This is a genomic window from Mycobacterium sp., assembly GCF_049673265.1.
Classification (GTDB): Bacteria; Actinomycetota; Actinomycetes; order Mycobacteriales; family Mycobacteriaceae; genus Mycobacterium.
Genome location: NZ_JBATXN010000071.1, coordinates 1 through 4,766, shown reverse-complemented (window position 1 = coordinate 4,766; position 4,766 = coordinate 1). Strand labels below are relative to the sequence as shown.

5 protein-coding genes are annotated in these 4,766 nt (G+C 67.4%); all 5 read right to left on the bottom strand.

The window, feature by feature from the left end:
- On the bottom strand, positions 1-722 hold a 722-nt coding region (locus WBF82_RS02555), incomplete at its 3' end, for an aminotransferase class V-fold PLP-dependent enzyme (protein ID WP_424381532.1).
- Positions 719-1,684: an L-histidine N(alpha)-methyltransferase gene (egtD, locus tag WBF82_RS02550; RefSeq protein WP_424381531.1), complete on the bottom strand. Its 966-nt coding sequence runs from the start codon at positions 1,682-1,684 to the stop codon at positions 719-721. The genes egtD and WBF82_RS02555, both read right to left, overlap by 4 nt.
- A complete protein-coding gene (egtC, locus tag WBF82_RS02545; protein WP_424381530.1) occupies positions 1,681-2,382 on the bottom strand; it encodes an ergothioneine biosynthesis protein EgtC in 702 nt (233 codons plus the stop codon). The genes egtD and egtC overlap by 4 nt, the downstream gene beginning before the upstream one ends.
- Positions 2,382-3,662, bottom strand: a complete 1,281-nt coding sequence (gene egtB, locus WBF82_RS02540) for an ergothioneine biosynthesis protein EgtB (RefSeq protein WP_424381529.1) — start codon at positions 3,660-3,662, stop codon at positions 2,382-2,384. The genes egtC and egtB overlap by 1 nt, the downstream gene beginning before the upstream one ends.
- Positions 3,659-4,766, bottom strand: a 1,108-nt coding sequence (gene egtA / locus WBF82_RS02535; RefSeq protein ID WP_424381528.1) for an ergothioneine biosynthesis glutamate--cysteine ligase EgtA, incomplete at its 5' end; no start/stop codon positions are given. The genes egtA and egtB, both read right to left, overlap by 4 nt.

The window sequence follows — 4,766 nt, the reverse complement described above, 5'->3', positions numbered from 1 at the left end:
GATGACACCCAATCCGGCGACGGCAGCCGCGGCCACAGCCGCTGAATAAGGCTGGGGCGTATGGCAAGCACGCCGACTCCGCGTGGGCCCGCGATCCATTTGCGCGACGACGCGTAGGTCACGTCGGCGCCCGCAGCGCAGTCCACCTGCCCGAGCGCTTGGGCGGCATCGACCACCAGCGGTAGACCCAAATCCCTGCACAGCTGGGCTATTTGGTGCAGTGGCTGCACCAGGCCGCGGTGGCTGGCCACCGCGGTCAAATGAACCAGGTCGGGCGGATCGGCGGCCAGGCCGGCGGCGGCTTCGTCAACCGCGACCCGGCCCTGGTCGTCGGTCGGTAACGGGCGGCGGGCAAAGCCGTGCGCGGCCATCACGGCCAGGTTGGGCCCGTATTCACCCGGCAAACACGCCAGGGTCCGACCGTCAGGCCAACTGGCCAACAGGAGATCCAGCGCATGCAACGACCCAGTGGTGAAAACCACGTCTGCGTCGGGCATCCCGGCCAGCGCGGCCACGGCGGCGCGGCCGGCGTCAAGAACAGGTTTGGCCGCATCGGCCGCAACATATCCGCCGACCTCGGCCTCGTGTCGCGCGTGCGCGGCGGCGGCGTCGAGCACAGCGAAACTTTGCCGCGAACAGGCGGCGCTGTCCAGGTGTAAACCGGCCGCCGGCGGTCGGGCTGCCCGCCAGGCCGCACCCAAACTGGCCAGGCTATCGCTCACTTGATTGCCAGCGACAACCCGAAATCGCCGGCGTCATCGGTCCACCACCGGGTACGCCGCAGACCCGCCCGGGCCAGCTCGTCGGCCACCGCGTCGGCCAGGAACTTGCAGGACACTTCGGTGAGTATTTCTTCGCCAGCACCGAATTCAACGGTCAGATCCAACGCAGCGATGGACACCCGCTGCGCGCTCTCGGCCCGCAGCCACATCTCCATCCGCTGGTCTTCGCCGTTCCAGCGGGCCACGTGCTGGTAGGCGTCAACGTCGAAATCCGCATCCAGTTCCCTATTGATCACCGCTAGGACATTGCGGTTGAACTGCGCCGTCACTCCGGCGGCGTCGTCATAGGCCTGCACAAGCCGGCCGGCGTCCTTGACCAGATCCGTGCCCAGCAGCAGGCTGTCACCCGGTTTCATCACCGCTGCCAATGTCGCCAGGAATTCCGCCCGCGGTTCAGTGGTGAGGTTGCCGATCGTCGAGCCCAAGAACACGAACAGCCGCCGCCCACCGTCCGGGATTTCCGACAGATGCTCTTCGAAATCGCCGCAAACAGCGGCGATTTCGATATCGGGATACTCGCGCTGAATGGCCGTCGCGGCTGCTGACAATATGCTCGCGTCGACGTCGAACGGCACGAACCTGCGCAGTGCACCGCCGTCGTGCAGCGCCTGCAGTAGCGTGCGGGTCTTCTCCGACGTACCGCTGCCAAGCTCGACCAAAGTGTCTGCGCCGGCGACCGAGGCGATCTCTGCCGACCTGGCCCGCAGTATCTCCGCCTCGGCGCGTGTCGGGTAATACTCGGGAAGCCGGGTGATCTGGTCAAACAGGTCGCTGCCTACCGAGTCATAAAACCACTTGGGCGGCAACGACTTCGGAGAACTCCGAAGACCGTCGAGCACGTCACGGCGCAGCGCCTGATATGCGGAGTCCGCCGCCAGGTGGTTGCACAGCGATAACGTCATCGAGATCCTTTCGTGTGTTCCATTGCGGTCAAGGTGACGCCGTCGGCGGTGACCTCGACCAGATGGCGGTCCGGTATGTCTTCCCAGCCGGGCTGGTCGTCATAAGGCTCGCTGGCCAACACCAGCCCGTCGTCGCGACGCAGGATCGACAGGGTGTCGCCCCAGGTCGTGGCGAGTAGCCGAGAACCGTTGGCCGCCATGATGTTCAGTCGAGCGTTCGGATCGTCGGTGCCCACCTTGACGATGGTCTCGCCCAATGCATCGATACCCCGATCGAAGATCAGCGCAGCGAGAATTGCGCTGTCACAGACCGATTCGATCCGTAGACCCGCTGGCAGCACACTTCGGTCGACAATCCCGTTGTGCGACAACAGCCACTGCCCGTCGGTGAACGGGGCGGTCGCGCTGGCTTCGATCGGCATCCCGACTGTCGCCGAGCGCACTGCCGCCACCACGCAGCGGCTGCGCAGGGCCGGTGCGACAGAATCGAACGAGACGTCTCCCCACAGCGGTGCGACGCTGCGCCAGCGCCGCGGCGTCGCGCCGTCGAAAAACCCGACGCCCCAACCATCGGCGTTCAACAGGCAATACTTCTGCCGGCGCGGAGCATAGGACTGCACCCGAAGACCATGCGGCGGGTCGAGCACCAACGAGGAGACCGAGACTTCCCGTCCCAGCCAGCCGAGGTGTCGGCACATCAGGCGTCCCACGCCAACCGGACGCCGGAAAAGATCTGCCGCCGATATGGGTGATCCCAGTTACGGAAGCTGGGCCGCAGTGTGGCCGACTCCACGGCCCAGGACCCGCCGCGCAGCACCCGGTAGTCACCGCCGAAAAATGGTTGCGAATAACGCTGGTAAATCATCGGTGTGAAGCCTGGCCACGGTTGCAACGATGAGCTGGTCCATTCCCAGACATCGCCGAGCATCTGCTCGACTCCATAGGCCGACGCCCCGCCCGGATAGGCACCGGCAGGTGCCGGGCGCAGCGCCTCGCCGCCGAGGTTGGCGCGGGCAGCCGACGGCGCGTCGGCGCCCCACGGATAGCGGCGCCGCGCAGCGCTTTCCGGATCCCACGCGCACGCCTTCTCCCATTCGGTTTCGGTGGGCAGCCGGGCGCCGGCCCACGCGGCGTAAGCCTGCGCCTCGAAGTAGCTGACGTGCTGAACCGGCTCGTCGGCGGGGACGTCCTCGACCCGACCGAACCGGGTGCGAGTCTGCCCGTCGGGCGCCCAGAACTGCGGCGCGGTCAGGCCGGTGCTTTGACGGTGCTCCCAGCCGCGCGCCGACCACCACTGTGGCCGGCTGTAGCCGCCGTCATCGACGAACTGCCGCCATTCGGCGTTGGTCACCGGAACTCGTCCGATGCGAAATGCCGGGATATCGACGACGTGGGCCGGGCGTTCGTTGTCCAACGAGTACGGTTCGGCTGTCCCGTCGACACCCAGCACGAACGGACCGCCCGGCACCAGCACCGACGTCCCGGCGAGTCCCGGCCGGCCGGGCGGCAGCGTGGACGTGTCCGGCAGCAGCGGCGGACCACTGCGCAGATTCAGCGCTTGCAGCATCGTTTCGTCGTGCTGGTTTTCGTGGCTGACCACCATCCCGAACGGGAAGTCGCGGCCCGGCTCGTCGGGCAGCGCATCAAGGGCATCCAACGCGGCCGATCGCACGGTCCGGCAATACATCCGCGCCTGGTCGGGGGTCAGCAGTGGCAGGTCGACGCGACTGGCCCGGGAATGCACGAATGCGTCGTAGAGGTCTTCGACGGCACGCGGCAACATCCCCGGCCGGTCCGCATCGCCACCGCGCAGCAGCCACAGCTCTTCCTGCTGACCGATGTGCACCAGGTCCCACACCAACGGGCTCATCAGCGGGTCGTACTGGCGACGAAGTTCGGCGTCGTCGAAATCGACCAGCCGCAGGGTCCGCTCCCGTGCCCGGCTCAGATCTCGGGCCAGTGCCTCGCTTGAAGTCACGGCTCCCCTAGCGCCAGCTTGGTGACCGAAGCCGCGATGCCATTGGCGATCACCTGGTCGGAAAATTCGTCGGCGGGACAGCGGCCCCGTTCGACGGCGGCGACCAGATCCAGCATCGCCTCGCTGAGCCCCGGCGGCACGCGTTCGGCGGCGACGGTCACCAGCCGGTTGGCCGCGGCGTAGAGCCGCCGGTCACCAAGCCCGGTCCGCGCAGCGACATCCCAAGCGGTGGCCACGGGCTCGACGGCTTCAGCAGCGATATCAGCGGCCACCGGATCGTCGAGCAGCGTCACCAGCGTGAACACCACTGCCGGCCAGACGGCATTGGGAACGCTGTCCAGGTAGCGGATTTCGAGCCACTGGCGTGGACGCACCGGCGGGAACAACGTAGTGAGGTGGTACTCCAGGTCGTAGGCGGTAGGGCGGCGACCGCCGAGCAACTCGCGGCCGTCTGCCCAGTCCGCGAAGGGCAGATAGTGCATCACCGCCTCCGCAGTCTCTCTGGACGGGGAGTGCACCAGCATGACCGGTGCCTTCAGGGCGTAACGCGCCCAGTCAGTGCCAGGATCGTCGGCGCTGGCGGTCAGGATGGGTCCGCATCGCGCCGAGTCGAGCTGGCTCCACACCCGCTGGCGAGTGGATCGCCAGCCGGAGAAGTTGCCGCCCAATAGCGGCGAATTGGCGGCGATTGCGACCAAGGTGGGGCCCAGCGCGTGGGCCAGCCGCACCCGGTCGGCCCAACCAGTCGCGGGCCCGGCATCGAGATTGACCTGAACCGACGCCGTCGAGGTCATCATCGCCGCGCCCGCCGCTCCGGTATGGCTGGCTTTGAAGAACTGTTCCATCGCGTGGTAGCGCGCACCCGGGTTGATGCGCTGAGCCGGCCGCAGGGGATCCGCGCCGAGCAATACCAGCCCCAGACCGGCACCGGCGAAAGCTGTTCGCAGCACGGCCCGGTCGCTTGTCATCGCCTCGATCGCCGGCAGCACACCGTGGAGCGGCGGGCCGGACAATTCGACAGCCCCGCCGGGTTCGACGGTGACGACGCTGCCGCCCGGCATCGCCGGAAGAGATTTCAGGACGTCGGTGATTTCATCCCAGGTC